The organism is Bradyrhizobium sp. UFLA05-108 (assembly GCF_059803455.1).
In genome coordinates, this window is record NZ_JBANAZ010000029.1 from 54595 (window position 1) to 71484 (window position 16890).

At 64.4% G+C, this 16890-nt stretch carries 14 protein-coding genes; 12 read left to right on the forward strand and 2 right to left on the reverse strand.

Features of this window, described 5'->3' with window-relative positions:
• Positions 1–18 precede the first annotated feature (18 nt).
• Positions 19–594: an HdeD family acid-resistance protein gene (locus tag SO140_RS21820; RefSeq protein WP_449379583.1), complete on the forward strand. Its 576-nt coding sequence runs from the start codon at positions 19–21 to the stop codon at positions 592–594.
• Between the two features lie 74 nt (positions 595–668).
• A complete protein-coding gene (locus SO140_RS21825) occupies positions 669–893 on the forward strand; it encodes a LapA family protein (protein ID WP_449379582.1) in 225 nt (74 codons plus the stop codon).
• A gap of 9 nt (positions 894–902) precedes the next feature.
• On the opposite strand, the gene SO140_RS21830 is transcribed toward SO140_RS21825, so the two are convergent.
• On the reverse strand, positions 903–2642 hold the full coding sequence (locus SO140_RS21830; RefSeq protein ID WP_449379581.1) for a methyl-accepting chemotaxis protein: 1740 nt from the start codon (positions 2640–2642) through the stop codon (positions 903–905).
• Between the two features lie 304 nt (positions 2643–2946).
• Here SO140_RS21830 and SO140_RS21835 point away from each other — a divergent pair, with 304 nt between their 5' ends.
• The 4 genes from SO140_RS21835 to SO140_RS21850 all read left to right on the forward strand — a co-directional run bounded on the left by SO140_RS21835 (position 2947) and on the right by SO140_RS21850 (position 9449).
• Positions 2947–4329 (forward strand): ethanolamine ammonia-lyase subunit EutB, encoded by a 1383-nt coding sequence (locus SO140_RS21835; protein ID WP_449379632.1) that lies wholly within the window; start codon positions 2947–2949, stop codon positions 4327–4329.
• 173 nt (positions 4330–4502) lie between these two features.
• On the forward strand, positions 4503–6089 hold the full coding sequence (locus tag SO140_RS21840; protein WP_449379580.1) for a B12-binding domain-containing radical SAM protein: 1587 nt from the start codon (positions 4503–4505) through the stop codon (positions 6087–6089).
• Positions 6090–6095: 6 nt separating this feature from the next.
• Positions 6096–6878: an ethanolamine ammonia-lyase subunit EutC gene (gene eutC, locus SO140_RS21845; RefSeq protein WP_449379579.1), complete on the forward strand. Its 783-nt coding sequence runs from the start codon at positions 6096–6098 to the stop codon at positions 6876–6878.
• Positions 6879–7082: 204 nt separating this feature from the next.
• Positions 7083–9449, forward strand: a complete 2367-nt coding sequence (locus tag SO140_RS21850; protein ID WP_449379578.1) for an efflux RND transporter permease subunit — start codon at positions 7083–7085, stop codon at positions 9447–9449.
• Positions 9450–9754: 305 nt separating this feature from the next.
• Here the strand turns inward: SO140_RS21850 and SO140_RS21855 are convergent, their stop codons facing one another.
• On the reverse strand, positions 9755–10252 hold the full coding sequence (locus SO140_RS21855; protein WP_027528199.1) for a hypothetical protein: 498 nt from the start codon (positions 10250–10252) through the stop codon (positions 9755–9757).
• Positions 10253–10712: 460 nt separating this feature from the next.
• Here SO140_RS21855 and SO140_RS21860 point away from each other — a divergent pair, with 460 nt between their 5' ends.
• From SO140_RS21860 to SO140_RS21885, 6 genes are all read left to right on the forward strand, one after another.
• Positions 10713–10955: a hypothetical protein gene (locus tag SO140_RS21860; protein ID WP_027528198.1), complete on the forward strand. Its 243-nt coding sequence runs from the start codon at positions 10713–10715 to the stop codon at positions 10953–10955.
• A 182-nt stretch (positions 10956–11137) separates the two neighbouring features.
• Positions 11138–12022 carry a squalene synthase HpnC gene (gene hpnC, locus SO140_RS21865; protein WP_449379577.1) on the forward strand — a complete coding sequence of 295 codons (885 nt, stop codon included), beginning with the start codon at positions 11138–11140 and terminating at the stop codon, positions 12020–12022.
• Positions 12012–12851, forward strand: a complete 840-nt coding sequence (hpnD, locus tag SO140_RS21870; RefSeq protein WP_449379576.1) for a presqualene diphosphate synthase HpnD — start codon at positions 12012–12014, stop codon at positions 12849–12851. The genes hpnC and hpnD overlap by 11 nt, the downstream gene beginning before the upstream one ends.
• Positions 12851–14107: a hydroxysqualene dehydroxylase HpnE gene (gene hpnE / locus SO140_RS21875; protein WP_449379575.1), complete on the forward strand. Its 1257-nt coding sequence runs from the start codon at positions 12851–12853 to the stop codon at positions 14105–14107. Before hpnD ends, hpnE begins: the two co-directional genes overlap by 1 nt.
• 53 nt (positions 14108–14160) lie before the next feature.
• Entirely contained in the window at positions 14161–16119 is a 1959-nt protein-coding gene (gene shc, locus SO140_RS21880) for a squalene--hopene cyclase (protein WP_449379574.1), read from the forward strand.
• The gene (locus SO140_RS21885; protein WP_449379573.1) at positions 16116–16850 is read left to right on the forward strand and encodes a phosphorylase; all 735 of its coding nucleotides are present in this window, start codon (positions 16116–16118) and stop codon (positions 16848–16850) included. Before shc ends, SO140_RS21885 begins: the two co-directional genes overlap by 4 nt.
• Positions 16851–16890: the final 40 nt, after the last annotated feature.

The following is a 16890-nucleotide window of genomic DNA, read 5'->3' on the forward strand; positions in this document are numbered from 1 at the left end:
CTTGTAGGAGTAACCGTCATGACAACTGCTTCGGATATGTCTCACAGCCTAGGCTTGGGCTCCGGCATCGCGGCGCTGCGCCCGAAATGGGGCTGGATCGTCGCGCTCGGCGTCGTCTACCTCATTGCCGGCTTCATTGCGCTCGGCAGCGTGGTGATGGCGACGGTCGCAAGCGTCCTCGTGGTCGGCGTGATGATGATCGTGGCCGGCGTGACCGAGGTCATCGGCGCGTTCCAGATGAAGAGCTGGGGCAAGTTTCTGATCTGGGCGCTGCTCGGCGTGCTCTACGTCATCGCGGGCTTTTTGACCTTCGAGAACCCGCTGTTCGCCGCGGTCCTGCTGACCCTGTTCCTGGGCGCCTCGCTGATCGCTTCCGGCGTCGTCAGGCTGTTTCTCGCCTTCAGCATGAAGCGGGAGAGCCCCTGGATCTGGGTCGCGATCTCGGCCGTCATCACCCTGTTGCTCGGCCTGTTGATCCTGGCGCGCTGGCCGGTCAACAGCGTCTATATCCTCGGCCTGTTCCTCGGCATCGACCTGATCTTTGCCGGCGCGGGCTGGCTGAGCCTCGGCTTCAGCCTGCGGCGCAGCACTTAAGGCGCGCGAGAACGGGTCGATTTTAGGTCGCGGTTGACCGCGCGATTCTCCGCGCGGTCAAAGGGGAGCGTTTCATGCGCTGGGTCTATCTCGCCATCATCATCCTGTTCGCGGTCGCGATCGTGGTGTTCGCCGCGCAGAATTTCGAGACCGTGACCGTCTCGTTCTTCAGGCTGAACCTCAGCCTGCCGCTCGCGCTGCTCTCCGTCGTCGTCTACCTGCTTGGAGCTGCGACCGGTGGCAGCCTGTTCGCGCTGCTGCGACGCTCCTACAAGGGCTCGTGGCGCAGCGTCGGCTGATGCGAAGAGCTAGCTCGCCTTGGCGATGTGGCGCTCAGCGGGTCCCGAGCGCAAATTCTGGAAGAACTTCTCCACCTCGCGCGACAACGTTTCAGCCGTTGCGGTCAGGCCGCTGGCCGCGGTCAGGACGGAGGTTGCTGCGGCGTCCGTCTCGCCGATGGCGTCGCGGAGCGAGGTGATGTTGGCGACCAGCGTCTCGTTGCCTTGCGCAGCGGACTGCGCGTTGGCGGAGATTTCGCGGGTCGCGGCATCCTGCTGGCCGACCGCACCGGCAATCGCCGAGGTCACGTCGTTGATCTCGCGTACCGCGCCGCCAATCTCACGCACGGCCTCGACCGCGTTTCGGGTCGAGGATTGGATCATGCCGACGTTCTCGCTGATCTCGGCGGTCGCCTTCGCGGTCTGCCCGGCGAGCGCCTTGACTTCATGGGCGACAACGGCAAAGCCGCGGCCGGCGTCGCCGGCGCGCGCCGCTTCGATGGTAGCGTTGAGCGCGAGGAGGTTGGTCTGCTCGGCGATCGCCTGGATCAAATTGAGCACGCCGTCGATGCGCTGTGTGGCGGCAGCCAGGCTCTCGATCTCGGAGATCGATTTCTCGGTGCGCTGGCCGGTCTGCTCGACGGCGCTCGCCGATTGCCGCACCTGACGGCCGATCTCCTCGACCGAGGCCGACAGCTCTTCTGCCGCACCCGCCACCGCCGTGACGTTGTGCGAGGCCTGCTCGGTGGCGCTCGCCGCCGTGCCGGCGCGTGTGCTCGCATCTGCCGTGACGCGGGTGATGGTCTGCGCGGTCTCGCGCATGGCGGACGCGTTGTCGGCGAGGCCCCGCATGACCGCGCCGATCGCTTCGCGGAAGGTCTCGACCGAGGTCTCGATATGGCGGGCGCGCTCGTCGCGTGCCGCGGAGTCCTGGGAGACCTGAGAGGCGAGGTTGCGATTGCTGTCCATTGCCTCCTGGAAGATCCGGATCGCGCGCGCCAGCGCGCCGATTTCGTCCGCACGCTCGGTATGCGGCACCACGACGTTCTCTTCGCCGTCGGCGACCTGCTTGATGGTCGCGGTGATCGTCGAGAGCGGTCGCGCGATCGAGCGCGCGATGATGACGATGCCGATCACGACGAGCGCCAGCGCGACGCCGCCAAGGCACGTCAGCACGAAGGAGAGCATGCGAGTGGTCTCGGTCTCCTGCGCAATCTGCTTGGCGCGCTGGGCATAGACTTTGGACAGCGCCTCGAGATCCTTGTTCAACGCCGACCGCACGCTGCGATTTGCGTCGTTGTCACCCCATTCGCGACCAGCAGCCGGACCGATCTCATAGGCGCGGCGAACCAGTTCTTTCCGGAAATCGATGAATTGCTCGATGCGCTTCTTGAACGTTGCGAACTGTTCGGCATCGTCGGTCCTGACGATGGCTTCCCAGCCCTTCACCACGCCGAGGATCTCGTCGTTGAACTTGAGCAGGCCGTCCCCGAACTTCTTCACGGCCTTTGGATCCGTCGACATGTAGACGCCGCGGGATTCCATCACCACGGCGTATACTAGTGAGTTGACGCGCTCGACGTTCAGCGCCGCCGCATTCGCGGTCTCAATCGCGGCGGTGAGCTCGGCGCCGCGGCGGCTGTTGTAATCTGACAGCAGAGCGATTGCGGCGGTGAGCAGCGCGAACAGCGCGAAGATCGAATAGAGCCTAGTGGCGAGCGTGAAACGGCCTGCCAGGCCGGCAGCATTCCCAGTTCGGTCGATTATCATGGCTTCCAGAGACCCGAATGGCCTACGTGCGATCAGTAAGCACGAACGGTAAAATTGATACAAAACTATGCAGAATGAAGGTGGACGCAGCGTTAACGCGCAAGGGTTGCACCTCAGACCTTGGTCGTAGAAAATATAAGGAATATCAGTCTCTTGCCGGAGTCGTCGATTTTCGGCAAGGCGCCTTCCGGGATTGGCATGCCATGCTGCAAAGATCGGCATGCACCAATGCCGCCGGGCTCGTACACCTTGGGGCAAGATGGATCCTGCGTCGGCCATTGGCCGACTGACGCCGGAGGAGCTTTTGGTCTACCGCCACACCATCGATGCGACGAGCTATGTCTTCGCTGATCTGCGTGACCTGCTGGCCAAGGCGACCCCGCCGCGCTCCGGTGACCGGCTGGCCGGGATCGCGGCTGCCAGCGCCGAAGAGATGATCGCGGCGCGGATGGCGCTTGCCGACGTTCCGCTGAGCCAATTCCTACGGGAGGCCGTGATCCCCTATGAGGCCGACGAGGTCACGCGCCTCGTCATCGACACCCACGATGCAAAGGCCTTCGCGCCGGTGGCCGCGCTCACCGTTGGCGGTTTCCGCGACTGGCTGCTGTCCGACGCCGCGACGACGGAAGGTTTGCGAAAGCTGGCCCACGGCATCACGCCGGAGATGGCGGCCGCGGTGTCGAAGCTCATGCGTAACCAGGACCTGATCCTGGCGGCGCGCAAATGCGAGGTGATCACATCGTTCCGCAACACCATCGGCCTGAAGGGGCGGATGAGCACACGCCTCCAGCCCAACCATCCCTTCGACGACGCCAAGGGCATCACGGCCTCGATCCTCGACGGCATCCTGCTCGGCGCGGGCGATGCCTGCATCGGCATCAACCCGGCGAGCGACGACCCTGCGACCATCGGCCAGTTGCTGCGGCTGCTGGACGAGATCATCGCGCGGCTGAACGTCCCGACCCAGGGCTGCGTGCTCACCCATGTGACGACGACGTTGTCGCTGATCGGGCAGGGCGTACCGGTCGACCTGGTGTTCCAGTCGGTCGCCGGGACTGAGGCTGCCAACCGCAGCTTCGGTATCGATCTCGCTTTGCTCCGGGAAGCGAACGAGGCAGGGCTGTCACTGAGGCGCGGCACAGTCGGGCAGAACGTGATGTATTTCGAGACTGGCCAGGGCTCGGCGTTGTCGGCCAATGCCCATCACGGCGTCGACCAGCAGACCTGCGAGGCGCGCGCCTATGCGGTCGCCCGCGCGTATCGCCCTCTGCTGGTCAACAGCGTGGTCGGCTTCATTGGTCCGGAATATCTCTATGACGGCAAGGAGATCATCCGCGCTGGGCTGGAGGATCATTTCTGCGGCAAGCTGCTCGGCCTGCCGCTCGGGGTCGACATCTGCTACACCAACCATGCCGAGGCGGACCAGGACGACATGGACAATCTCCTGACGCTGCTCGCTGCCGCCGGCGTCACCTTCATCATGGGGGTGCCGGGCGCCGACGACGTCATGCTGAACTACCAGTCGACCTCCTTCCATGACGCGCTCTATGTCCGCGACGTCTTCGGCCTGCACCGCGCGCCGGAATTCGACGATTGGCTGGCGAAGAGCGGGATTGCGGGTGCCGATTTCCGGCTTGCTCGCGATGCGGGGCTGCTACCCGATTTTGCCTCGCGGTTGATCGCCTGAGCCGGCCCAAATTTCGCATGGTCACAGACAATCGGCATGAACCGAGGAAACCATTGGTGCGTCTCATGAATTAGGCCCATGCCACAATATTGAGGAATTTCGGGCCCAGCGTTACGTTATGTGTCTTGATGTCTATTCTGCACGGTTTGTAGGAAGTCGTTGGGGGAAGCTCGATGCGCGCTGAAAGCAACGGAACGATCCGGCATATTCTCTGTGTCTTCCCGCGTTACACCTCGTCCTTCGGTACATTCGAACATGCCTATCCCCTGACCGACGGCGTCAGGGCCTTCATGCCGCCGCAGGGGCTATTGCTCATCTCCGCTTATCTGCCCAGGGAATGGCAGGTGAAGTTCGTCGACGAGAACCTGCGTCCGACGACGGAGGAAGAGTTCGAATGGGCGGAAGCGGTCTTCGTCAGCGGCATGCACATCCAGCGCCAGCAGATGAACGATATCTGCCGCCGCGCCCATGAGCACGATTTGCCCGTCGCGCTCGGCGGCCCCTCGGTCAGCGCCTGCCCGGATTACTATCCGTCTTTCGACTATCTCCATGTCGGCGAGCTCGGCGATGCCACCAATGAGCTGATCGCGATCTTGTCGCGCGAGACCGCGCGCCCGGCGCAGCAGGTGGTGCTGACGACCAACGATCGCGTCCCGATGACGGAATTTCCGATCCCCGCCTACGAGCTTGCGGAGGTGAAGAAGTATTTCCTCGGCAGCATCCAGTATTCCAGCGGCTGTCCCTATCAGTGCGAGTTCTGCGACATCCCCGGCCTCTATGGCCGCAATCCGCGCATCAAGACGCCGCAGCAGATCATCGCCGAGCTCGACCGCCTGCGCGAATGCGGCATGACCGACACGGTCTATTTCGTCGACGACAATTTCATCGGCAACCGCAAGGCGGCGATGGACCTGCTGCCGCACCTGATCGAGTGGCAGAAGAAGACCGGCTACGTGATGCGGCTCGCCTGCGAGGCGACGCTCAACATCGCCAAGCGCCCCGAGATCCTCGAGAAGATGCGCGAGGCCTATTTCATCACCATCTTCTGCGGCATCGAAACGCCCGATCCCGATGCGCTGCACGCGATGCAGAAGGACCACAACATGATGGTCCCGATCCTGGAGGGCGTGCGCACCATCAACTCCTACGGGATGGAAGTGGTGTCCGGCATCATCATGGGGCTCGACACCGACAAGCCGAATACGTCGGATGCGCTGCTTTCCTTTGTCGATGAATCCCGCATCCCGCTGCTCACCATCAATCTGCTTCAGGCGCTGCCCAAGACGCCGCTGTGGGACCGGCTCGAGCGCGAGGGCCGATTGATCAACGACGAGGGCCGCGATTCCAACGTCAACTTCCTGTTGCCTTATGATGATGTCGTGGCGTCCTGGAAGTTCTGCATGGAGCGGGCCTACGCGCCCGAGAAGGTCTATGCGCGCTATCAGCACCAGTGCGACTACACCTATGCCAACCGCCTCAGGGTGCCGGTGCCTGCGGAGATGAAGACCTGGCCCAATATCAGGCGCGGTCTCGTCATGCTGCGCAACATCTTCTGGAAGGTCGGCGTGCTCGGCGACTACAAACGCGTATTCTGGAAGTTTGCGCTGGGCCGGATCAGGCGCGGCGATCTCGAAGGCCTGATCGGCTGCACCATGATCGCGCATCATCTCATCACCTTCGCGCGCGCGGCATCGAGCGGCCAGCAGAACGCGTCGAACTACTCGCTGCGGCTGCGCGAGGCATCCGTTCCCGCCGAATGACGCGACATGTCTAGCCCATCCGTCCCGAACCGCCCGACCCTGGACCTGCGGACGCTAACACCCGCGCGTGTGGCGCTCGGGCGCAGTGGGGCGAGCCTGCCGACCAAGCCGCTGCTCGACTTCACGCTCGATCACGCGCGCGCCCGCGACGCCGTGCATGCCGTCTTCGACGTCGAGCGGATGATCGCGGAGCTAGCCGAGTTCGGCGTTCCCATCCTTGCGACGAGGAGCCGCGCCGCCGATCGCGGCGACTATCTGCGGCGTCCGGACCTCGGACGCCAGCTCGATCCGACCTGCGCCGAGCATCTCGCGGTGCGCGCCGCGGACCGCGGCCGGATTGCGATCGTGATCGGCGATGGATTGTCGCCAACGGCGGTGCATGCGCACGCGGTTGGGTTGTTGCGCGCGCTGCTGCCGGCCCTCGCCGATGCGCCGCCTGTCGCGGTCGGCCACATCATTGTCGCCTCAGGCACCCGTGTCGCGCTGGGCGACGAGATCGGCGCCATTCTCGGTGCATCCATGGTCGTGATGCTGATTGGCGAGCGACCGGGATTGTCGGCTCCTGACAGCCTCGGGGCTTACCTGACCTTTGCGCCCAAGCCTGGCCGTAGCGATGCCGAGCGCAATTGCGTCTCCAACATCCATCAGGCTGGGCTCAGTTATGGCGAGGCGGCCTTCAAGATCGCCTGGCTGGTCCGCGCAGGCCTGTCGCGGGGCGTGACCGGCGTGGCGCTGAAGGACGAGAGTGGCGATCCCCCGGCGCGAATCGGCGCAGCGCTGCCGGAATGAGCCATCAAGAGCCGAAATTGCCGCATCTTGATCGATTTTGTTGCCCAGCGTGTGCTTGCGAGGGGCCGTGCCGACCTGCTAAACCCCTCGCGGCGATTTCCCGCGCATTTTCAAAGGGCAAGCCTCCCATCTGTATGGCGTTTCAGGCCGATATGCGGGACGCATAAGCTCACCGACCGAGCCGATTTAGGAACTGGACAAGGCATGCTCGAAAAGCACAGCGAGAGTGAGGTTCATGTCGACAAGGTCGAGCAGGGACCTTCGTCCTCCATCGCTTTTGGACTCGAACGCATCGGACTGATCGCCGTCCGCGCGCCGGTCCTGTCCTGCCTGATCCTCATCGCACTGATCGTCGGGGCCGTCTTCGGCATCGAGCGGATCAAGATCGACGATTCGCTGTCGCAGCTGTTCCGGTCCAACAGCCGCGAATTCCACCAGTACGAGGAAGTGACCAAGAAGTTCCCGGCCGAGGAGTTCGACGTCCTCGTGGTCATCGAGGGCAAGAACCTACTGGCGCGCGAGAATCTCATGAAGCTGCGCGACTTCATCACCGACATGCAGCTCGTCGAAGGCACGCGTGGCCTCGTTTCGCTGTTCTCCGCGCGCCAGGCGCCGGCGCCAGGCAAGCTGCCCGCCGCGCTGTTCCCGGCCGAGCTGCCCGAAGGCGCCGCCTACGACAAGTTCATCGAGACCGTCAAAAGCAACGAGATCATCCGCGGCAAGCTGTTGTCGGAGGACGGCACCCTCGCGCTGGTCGTGCTCTCCCTCGATCCGGAGGTGGTTGCCTCGAGCAAGCTCGGCAAGGTCGTCGGCGACATCCGCGCGCTGATGAAGGAGGATCTCGGCGACACCGGGCTCAGCGTGCAGCTCTCCGGCGTGCCGGTGATGCAGCTCGAGATCCGCAACGCGGTCGAGCGCGACGGCTTGACCTACAACATCCTCGGCATTCTCGCCGGCTGCATCATCGCCATCATCTTCTTCCGAAAAATCTCCTTCATGGTGGTGGCGGCGTTCCCGCCGATGATCGCGATCCTCCTGGCGCTGGGCGCGCTCGGCTGGGCCAACTTCAATCTCAACATGTTCCTGAACGTGATGACGCCGCTCATCATGGTCATCAGCTTCTCGGACTCGATGCAGCTCACCTTCGCCGCGCGCGACCGGTTGATCGCAGGGCAGGACAAGTTCACCGCGTTCAAGAATGCGGTGCTGGTGGTCGGACCTGCCTGCGTGCTGACGCACGGCACCGCCGGCATTTCCTTTATCGCGCTGCAATTCTCCGACTCCGACCTGATCCGCAAATTCGGCGAGGCGGGATTGGCTGCGACCATCATCGCGCTGGTTACGGTGCTGTCGCTGGTGCCGGTGTTCGGCGTTCTGTTCGTGCGCAACGAAAAGATCTTTGCCGTCAAATTCCAGAGCGCGGACGCCGGCGTGCAGGCGCTGCGCAACTTCTGCTACTGGATCGCGGTGCGCATGGTGGGTCGGCCCGGACTGTTCAGCCTGATCGCGGTGCTGTTCGTAGCGAGCCTCGGCGTCATCTACGCCAACCTCCAGCCACGCTACCGCCTTGCCGATCAGGTGCCGGACAAGCGCCAGGCCGTGGCCGCCAGCAACCGGCTCGACGCCAAGCTGACCGGCGCCAATCCCGTCAACGTCCTGATCACGTTCCCCAAGGGTGAAACGCTCTATTCGGCAGAGACGCTGGAAACCATTGCCGACGTGCACGCGACCGTGGAGAAGGCGGCCGGCGTCGGTAACGTCTGGTCGCTGGAGACGCTGCGCCGCTGGCTGTCGGAAAAGGCGGGCAGCTCGGACGTCGCGACGCTGAAGGAATATGTGAACGTCATTCCCGAGCATCTGGTGCGACGGTTCATCGATGCCGAGCAGGACGCAGTCGTGGTCGCAGGCCGCGTGCCGGACAAGGATTCCAGTCAGCTCCTGCCTATCGTCGACAAGCTCGACCAGGAGCTCGATGCCGTCCGCAAGAAGCATCCCGGCTACGAGGTCGCGGTGACCGGCCTTGCGGCTATCGCCGCGCGCAACTCGGCCAGCATGATCGAGAAGCTGAACCGCGGGCTCACCGTCGAGTTCGCGCTCGTCGCGATCTTCATTGGCCTCGCCTTCCGCTCCTGGGTGGTGATGTTCGCCTGCATCCTGCCGGGCATCTTCCCGGTGGTGATGTCGGGAACGGTGCTGTGGGCGATGGGCGAGGGGCTGCAATTCGCCAGCGTCGTGGCGCTGACCGTCTCGTTCGGCCTGGGCCTTTCCGCGACCATCCACTTCCTCAATCGCCTGCGGCTGGAGAGCAAGCCCGGGGTCTCCTCGGCGCTTGCGGTGGAGCGCGCCACCGTGCTGGTCGGCCCCGCGCTGATCTTGACCACCGTGGTGCTCGCCTGCGGTCTCGTCGTCACCGTATTCTCCGATCTGCCGTCGCTGCGGCTATTCGGTTGGCTCAGCGCGTTCTCGATGGTGGCAGCGCTGGTCGCCGACCTCTTCATCCTGCGCCCGACGGCGATGTGGCTGATCAACCTGCACGAGAAGATTCACGGGGCTGACAAACGCGCGATCTGAGCCGGAGCGGCTCGCGCCGCCTCTTGCTCACGCCTCGATACGGACGATCCCGTACGGATTGGAATTTGAAGTCGTCCTCACGGTACCGCGTCTCGTGCGAGACCGTGAGTTTGCGCGCTAGAAGCGTCGCCTCGATGCCGCGGTGGTAGCCGACCGTCTCGTCGTAGTGCTTGCCGCTAAGTGGGCGCTTGGTTGAGCAGGGGTTCTGCGAATGGGTCCATGTTGAAGAATTCATGTCATGAAAAACCCCCGGCTCGCGAGAACCAGGGGCCATATTGTCTGCTCGTCGGGTGAGGCGAAGCGCTTCAGCTCTTCACCATGGTGATGTTGACGCCGCGGATCTCGCCCTTGGAGCTGATCTGCACCGTCTGCTTGTTGCCGTTGGTGCGCAGCGTCAGGTTGGCGGCAAAACCGTTGGCCTCGACGAACACGTCGATCTGGCCGCCGCCGGCGGTGCCCTGCAGATTGCCGAAGATGTTGCGGCTGGCTTCGCTCCAATTGCCCGAAATGCGGTCGCCCTGGCTCGTCACGTCGCTGGTGAGGTCGAACTTGTAGCTGTCGCTGGCGCAGTGCAGCGCCTGCTTCAGGCCGAGACCGCTGGCCGCGACCTTGTAGTCCGCCTTGCAGCGGATGCGCTCGGTGGAGCCGTCGGACAGCGCCACCGTGCCGGTGCCCGACCACGCGCCGTCGAAGCCAGCAAAGGGGCCGGACGACTGAGCGTGGCTCGCCGAAACCGAGAACAGCAGCGCGGCGCCAATGCCTGCCGCCTTGATCGCGAGTCCAGACCGTCCAAAGAATTTCATGTTCGAATATCCCGTTTTCTGAATGACGTTCGCTCCTAATAGAACGTCTCGCCGCATCGAAGGTTTAGTGTCCCCATCCGCTGGCAGGTTCAAACCATAACCACCCGAGGTGTCAGAACGGCGAACCCTTGCGGCTGCTTTTTCGCTGTTCCGCGCGCGGTTTCACTTGTGTCTTTTCGACGCCGTTGCAAGGGTTTGCGATGCATGTCTGCAACAGGTCCATGGCAAAACACCGCCTGCCTAAATAATCTCATAGTATCAATCTGTTACATCTGCCAATGAAAGCCGTGCGAAGGCGCGATGTGGTGGATTCGGTGCCAATTTGGCCGCATTTGCCAGTGCTTGTGCTGTCTCCACTGCTGCGCGCTCCGCGGCAACGCCATCAGAACAATCCGTTCCGGTCGTCCGCCCTGTGCTGTCCGGGAACGGAGAGATTCTGCCGTCAGAATGAAGGACTACAATGCGTAAATATCTCCTCGCTCTCACCCTGCTGTCGGCATCCCTTTCGACCGCGGCGTTCGCCCAGCAGCCCCAGCAGGGGCGCGGCACGGCCGAAGAGCAGAAGGCCTGCACGCGCGACGTGCAGAAGTTCTGCCGTCCGGTCATCGATCAGGGCGATTTCACGATTCTGGCCTGCCTGAAGGAGAATCGGGCCAAGATCTCGCAGGCTTGCGATCAGGTCCTGAAGACCCACAACCAATAAGCTTTCGCGTGGCCCGTGGAGCGTTCACGGGCCCGCCTTTGCGGCGACCTCGATTCGCGAGGGCAGGGGACCCCGCGAGACAGGTTGGTTTTGCGGGCATATTCCCCTATATGGGGGCCGCGACGGCTTGGCCGGGCGCCTAAAAAAGCCTTCCTGTTCAGACGATTGTTAACCAGTCCTCGATGACCACTGCGAGCGAATTGCGATCCGGCAAGGGTGACCGCGACGAGAATTTTCCCGTCGCGTCGTGGATCATTCATCCGCGTCACCGCGCGCTGATCCTCGCCTTCTACAATTTCGTTCGCACCGCCGACGACATCGCCGACCATGCGACGTTGCCGGCTGAAGAGAAGCTCGCCTATCTCGACCTGCTCGAGGCCGAGCTCAACGGCAACGGCAACTCGCAGGCCGAGGCCGTCAATCTCCGCCGAGCGCTGGCCGAGCGCGGCATGCCGCCGCGCCATGCGCTCGACGTGCTGATCGCGTTCCGCATGGACGTGACGAAGCTGCGCTACGAGACCTGGGATGAGGTCATCCACTATTGCCGCTACTCGGCGATGCCGGTCGGCCGCTTCATGCTCGACGTGCACGGCGAGGCGACCTCGACCTGGGTTGCTTCGGATGCACTCTGCGCCGCCTTGCAGATCAATAATCACCTCCAGGATTGCGGCAAGGACTTTCGCGCGCTCAACCGCGTCTACCTGCCGCGCGATGCGCTGGCCGCAAGCGGCGCGTCGGTCGAGCAGCTCGGCGGCGATCATTCGCCGCCGCAGATGCTGGCCTGTCTCCAGGCGCTCGCCGCGCGCAACGAAGAGCTCCTGAACGAGAGCAAGTCTCTTTCCGCCGAGGTGCGGGACTTCCGCCTCGGCCTCGATATCTCGGTGATCCAGGCCTATGCCGACCGCATCGTGCGCCTGCTCAAGGTGCGCGATCCCCTGCGCGAACGCGTGCATCTGAACAAGGCCGAGCTCCTCACCTTCAGCCTCGCCGGCATCGCCGGCGAAATCGGTCGTCGCGCCTTCGGGCGCAAGCCAATCTCCAATCCGGGGCCGGCCCATGACGCTTGAGGCGACCTCGCCCGGCGCCAATTATGGCTCGACCGCATCCGGCAGCTCATTCTACGCTGCGATGCGGATCCTGCCGCGCCACCAGCGCGAGGCGATGTTCCAGATCTACAGCTTCTGCCGCCAGGTCGACGACATCGCCGATTCCAACGGTCCGCGCGATGAGCGCCTCGCCGCGCTCCAGGAATGGCGCAACGACATCGATGCGCTCTATCAGGGCCACCCGCCGCCACGGCTCGCCGACTACGTCGCCTCGGTGAAGACCTTCGGATTGAAGCGGGAGGATTTCCTCGCCATCGTCGATGGCATGGAGATGGACGTGCCGCAGGACATCCGCGCGCCTGACATGGCGATCCTCGATCTCTACTGCGATCGCGTCGCGAGTGCCGTGGGACGCCTGTCGGTGCGGGTGTTCGGCATGCCCGAAGAGGATGGCATCCTGCTCGCCCATCATCTGGGCCGCGCGCTCCAGCTCACCAACATCCTGCGTGACATCGACGAGGACGCTGGCCTCGGCCGGCTCTATCTGCCGCGCGAGGGCTTGCTGCATGCCGGCATCACCTCCAGCGATCCGCAGCGCGTGATCGCAGAACGCGCGCTGCCGAAGGTCTGCCTGCCGCTCGCCCAGCGCGCGCAGGCGCATTTCGAGAAGTCGGATGAGATCATGGCGCGCAACAAGCGCCGCGCGGTGCGTGCGCCACGGATCATGTCGAAATATTATCACGCCATTCTGGACCTCTTGCTGGAACGCGGCTTTGCCGCGCCCCGCGCGCCCGTGCGCGTGTCCAAGGCCGCACGTATCGCCATCCTTCTCCGCTACGCTTTTTTCTGATGCAAAAGACAGCTCACATCATCGGTGCCGGCATTTCCGGCCTCTCAGCCGCGGTGCGGCTCGCCAATGCCGGCTTCCAGGTCGCCGTGCACGAGGCGACGCAGCAGGCCGGCGGTCGCTGCCGCTCCTATTTCGACGGCGCGACCAATCTCGTCATCGACAACGGCAACCATCTCCTGTTGTCGGGCAACCGCCACGCGCTCGCCTATGCACGCTCGATCGGCACCGAGGCGGGGCTGGTGGGCCCGGCGCGCGCGCAGTTTCCCTTCGTTGATCTGAAGACGGGGCAGCGCTGGCAGCTCGATCTCGGCGACAGCCGTCTGCCGGGCTGGGTATTCGACGAGAGCCGTCGTGTCCCCGACACCGGACTGACCGACTATCTCAAGCTCGCGCCGCTGATCTGGGCGTCGGAGGAGACGCTGGTCGGCAAGTCGATCCCCTGCGAGGGCGTGCTGTATCAGCGTCTGGTGCAGCCGCTGTTGCTCGCGGCGCTCAACGTCGATCCGCCCGAGGGTTCGGCGGGCCTTGCTGGCGCGATCGTGCGGGAGACGCTGCTCGCCGGCGGCCAGGCCTGCCGGCCGCTGATTGCGCGCGACGGCTTAAGCGCGGTGCTGATCGAGCCCGCGGTGAAGTTCCTGGCCGAGCGCGGCCATTCCGTGCAGCTCGGCCATGAGCTGCGCTCATACGCGACCACGGACGGCAAGGTCAGCGCGCTCAATTTCGGCGGCGAGGATGTCGTCGCGATCGGGCCCGACGATATGATCGTGATGGCGGTGCCGCCGCGTGCCGCCGCCTCGTTGCTGCCCGGCTTGAAGACGCCGACGCAATTCCGCGCCATCGTGAATGCGCATTTCCGCTTTGAGCCGCCGCCGGGCTCGGCCCCCATCCTGGGCGTGATCGGCGGTGTCGTCGAATGGCTGTTCGCCTTCCCGAACCGGTTGTCAGTCACCATCAGCAATGGCGATCGGCTGGTCGAGATGCCGCGCGAAGAACTCGCGCAGACGATCTGGAACGAGGTCTGCGACGCGGGCGGCGTTGCCGGCGAATTGCCCCCTTGGCAGATCGTGCGCGAGCGCCGCGCCACTTTTGCCGCCACGCCCGAGCAGAATGCCTTGCGTCCCGGGCCGGTCACCGCGCTGAAAAACCTGTTTCTTGCGGGCGACTGGACTGCTACGGGATTGCCAGCAACCATTGAGGGATCGGTCCGGTCCGGCGATCGCGCCGCCGATTTGGTCCTGGCCGCACGGCGGACCTGACGGGCTTTGGTCCCGGTCAATTATCCCAGCAACTATCGGAGATATCGAGCGAGATGCATTCCGTGAACAAGAGCGCGACCGACCGCGAAGTCTTGGAAACGAGCATTGCGTCGGCCACGCAAGGATTGCTCGGCTTCCAGCAATCCGACGGCCATTGGGTGTTCGAGCTCGAGGCCGACTGCACGATTCCGGCGGAGTACATCCTGCTGCGGCACCATCTCGCCGAGCCGGTCGACGCCGGGCTCGAGGCCAAGATCGGCAACTATCTGCGCCGTGTGCAGGGCGCCCATGGTGGCTGGCCCCTGGTGCATGACGGCGAGTTCGACATGAGCGCGAGCGTGAAGGCTTACTTCGCGCTCAAGATGATCGGCGATTCCATCGATGCGCCGCACATGGTGCGGGCGCGCGAGGCGATCCGTTCGCGCGGCGGCGCGATTCATAGCAACGTCTTCACCCGCTTCACGCTTGCGATGTTCGGCGTCGTGACGTGGCGCGCGGTGCCGGTGCTGCCGGTCGAGATCGTGCTGTTGCCGTTCTGGTCGCCGTTCCATCTCAACAAGATCTCCTATTGGGCGCGCACCACCATGGTGCCGCTGATGGTGCTCGCGGCGCTCAAGCCGCGCGCGCGCAATCCAAAGGCCGTCGGCATCGACGAGCTATTCCTCCAGGATCCGCGGTCGATCGGCATGACCGCCAAGGCGCCGCACCAGAGCATGGCCTGGTTCGTGCTGTTCCGCTCGCTCGATGCCATCTTGCGTGTCATCGAGCCGCTGTTTCCCAAGAGCTTGCGCAAGCGCGCGATCGACGCTGCGCTCGCCTTCACGGAGGAACGGCTGAACGGCGAGGACGGCATGGGCGCGATCTATCCGCCGATGGCCAACATCGTCATGATGTACGACGCGCTCGGCAAGGACGAGAGCTATCCGCCCCGCGCGACCACGCGCCGGGGCATCGACAAGCTGCTCGTGATCAGGGACGACGAAGCCTATTGCCAGCCCTGCGTCTCGCCGATCTGGGACACGACGCTGACGGCCCATGCGCTGCTCGAGGCTGGCGGCACGCAAGCCGTACCGGCTGCGAAGCAGGGCCTCGACTGGCTGATTCCGAAGCAGGAGCTGGAGGTGAAGGGCGACTGGGCGGTGAAGCGGCCCGAGACGCGCCCCGGCGGCTGGGCCTTCCAGTACAACAACGCCCACTATCCCGATCTCGACGACACCGCCGTCGTGGTGATGTCGATGGACCGCATGCGGCGCGAGCACGGCACGGCCGGCTACGACGCCGCGATCGATCGTGGCCGGGAATGGATCGAGGGCATGCAGAGCGACGACGGCGGCTGGGCTGCCTTCGACGTGAACAACCTCGAATATTATTTGAACAACATACCGTTCTCCGACCATGGCGCGCTGCTCGATCCGCCGACCGAGGACGTCACCGCGCGCTGCATCTCGATGCTGGCCCAGCTGGGCGAGACCGAGAAGACCAGCAAGCACCTGGCCGATGGCGTCGCCTATCTCCGGCGGACCCAGCACCCGGAGGGCTCCTGGTATGGCCGCTGGGGCATGAATTTCATCTACGGAACCTGGTCGGTGCTGTGTGCGCTGAATGCGGCCGGCCTCGGTCACGCCGACCCGATGATTCGCAAGGCGGCCGACTGGCTGGTCTCGATCCAGAACAAGGACGGCGGCTGGGGCGAGGACGCCGTCAGCTACCGGCTCGACTACAAGGGTTGGGAGGCGGCGCCCTCGACCGCCTCGCAAACGGCATGGGCCTTGCTTGCCCTTATGGCGGCCGGTGAGGTCGATCATCCGGCCGTCGCCCGCGGGGTGGAGTACCTGATTGCAACACAGAACCAAAAAGGGCTGTGGGACGAGCAGCGCTACACGGCGACAGGCTTCCCCCGCGTATTCTATCTACGGTATCATGGTTACTCGAAGTTCTTCCCGCTGTGGGCGCTGGCGCGGTATCGGAACTTGCGGAACACCAACAGCAGGGTGGTAGGGGTCGGAATGTGACTTTGGGGACGGGGGACGGGGGCTCCGCGGGTAATGCAATAGACCTGCGGCCGATACTAATTGTGACCGGTCTGGTTCAGGAGGCCCGCATCGCGGCAGGGCCCGGGATGGCCGTTATTTGCTCTTCCAGCAGCCCGACGCAGCTGCGGGCGCTTCTGACGGTGGTGGATCCCGAGAGCATCCGGGGCGTGATCTCCTTCGGTGTGGCAGGCGGGCTCGATCCCACGCTCCGGTCGGGCGACGTCGTGGTCGCGACCGAGGTGCTCGCGGGCGACGCCCGCTGGGCCGCCGGCCTGTCGCTCAGCGACGACCTCATTGACAGGCTGACCTCCGGACGCCGCCGCGTCGTGCGTGGCAGTCTCGCCGGTGCCGAACAGGTGGTCACCGGCCGGTCGTGCAAGGCGGCGCTCCATTCCGAAACAGGCGCAGCCGCCGTCGACATGGAGAGCCATATCGCGGCTGCCTACGCCGCCGAGGCAGACCTGCCGTTCGCCGCGCTCCGGGTCATCAGCGACCCCGCCCACCGCGCCTTGCCGGCGCTGGCGCGCGAGGCGATCAAGCCGAATGGCCAGATCGACGTGGCGACGATCTTGCGCGGCGTCGTGCGCAATCCAGGGACGCTGCGCGCGCTGGTCTCCACCGGCATCGACTTCAACCGCGCACTGCGCTCCTTGCGCGTCAGCCGCGACTTCCTGATCGGCAGCGACGGGCCTGTTCCCGAGACGATTTGAGGGGTTTCGAACCGGATAAGCGAGACATACAAAAAGGCCC

Excerpts from the sequence above, each read along its gene's own strand:
- hpnC (WP_449379577.1), top strand. The coding sequence starts at position 11,138 with ATGACCACTGCGAGCGAATTGCGATCCGGCAAGGGTGACCGCGACGAG.
- SO140_RS21825 (WP_449379582.1), top strand. The coding sequence starts at position 669 with ATGCGCTGGGTCTATCTCGCCATCATCATCCTGTTCGCGGTCGCGATC.
- SO140_RS21840 (WP_449379580.1), top strand. The coding sequence starts at position 4,503 with ATGCGCGCTGAAAGCAACGGAACGATCCGGCATATTCTCTGTGTCTTC.
- SO140_RS21860 (WP_027528198.1), top strand. The coding sequence starts at position 10,713 with ATGCGTAAATATCTCCTCGCTCTCACCCTGCTGTCGGCATCCCTTTCG.
- SO140_RS21850 (WP_449379578.1), top strand. The coding sequence starts at position 7,083 with ATGCTCGAAAAGCACAGCGAGAGTGAGGTTCATGTCGACAAGGTCGAG.
- hpnE (WP_449379575.1), top strand. The coding sequence starts at position 12,851 with ATGCAAAAGACAGCTCACATCATCGGTGCCGGCATTTCCGGCCTCTCA.
- eutC (WP_449379579.1), top strand. The coding sequence starts at position 6,096 with ATGTCTAGCCCATCCGTCCCGAACCGCCCGACCCTGGACCTGCGGACG.
- SO140_RS21820 (WP_449379583.1), top strand. The coding sequence starts at position 19 with ATGACAACTGCTTCGGATATGTCTCACAGCCTAGGCTTGGGCTCCGGC.
- shc (WP_449379574.1), top strand. The coding sequence starts at position 14,161 with ATGCATTCCGTGAACAAGAGCGCGACCGACCGCGAAGTCTTGGAAACG.
- SO140_RS21830 (WP_449379581.1), bottom strand. The coding sequence starts at position 2,642 with ATGATAATCGACCGAACTGGGAATGCTGCCGGCCTGGCAGGCCGTTTC.
- hpnD (WP_449379576.1), top strand. The coding sequence starts at position 12,012 with ATGACGCTTGAGGCGACCTCGCCCGGCGCCAATTATGGCTCGACCGCA.
- SO140_RS21855 (WP_027528199.1), bottom strand. The coding sequence starts at position 10,252 with ATGAAATTCTTTGGACGGTCTGGACTCGCGATCAAGGCGGCAGGCATT.